The organism is Bacillus sp. Xin1 (genome assembly GCF_013314535.1).
Classification (GTDB): Bacteria; Bacillota; Bacilli; order Bacillales; family Bacillaceae_G; genus Bacillus_A.
Genome location: NZ_JABUAE010000208.1, coordinates 1 through 240 on the forward strand (window position 1 = coordinate 1; position 240 = coordinate 240).

2 tRNA genes are annotated in these 240 nt (G+C 55.0%); both read left to right on the plus strand.

What is annotated here, in order from left to right:
- Nucleotides 1–14 precede the first annotated feature (14 nt).
- A tRNA-Gly gene (locus HRG09_RS28560) sits at nucleotides 15–89 on the plus strand.
- A gap of 16 nt (nucleotides 90–105) precedes the next feature.
- Nucleotides 106–194, plus strand: a tRNA-Leu gene (locus tag HRG09_RS28565).
- The last annotated feature ends 46 nt before the right edge of the window (nucleotides 195–240 follow it).

Here is a 240-nt window from a genome sequence, read left to right on the forward strand (position 1 = left end):
TCATAACATGTCTTGCGGAAGTAGTTCAGTGGTAGAATACAACCTTGCCAAGGTTGGGGTCGCGGGTTCGAATCCCGTCTTCCGCTCCAATTTTCAATATGACATGCCGGGGTGGCGGAACAGGCAGACGCACAGGACTTAAAATCCTGCGGTGGGTGACCACCGTGCGGGTTCGACCCCCGCCCTCGGCACCATATGCGCCCGTAGCTCAATTGGATAGAGCGTTTGACTACGGATCAA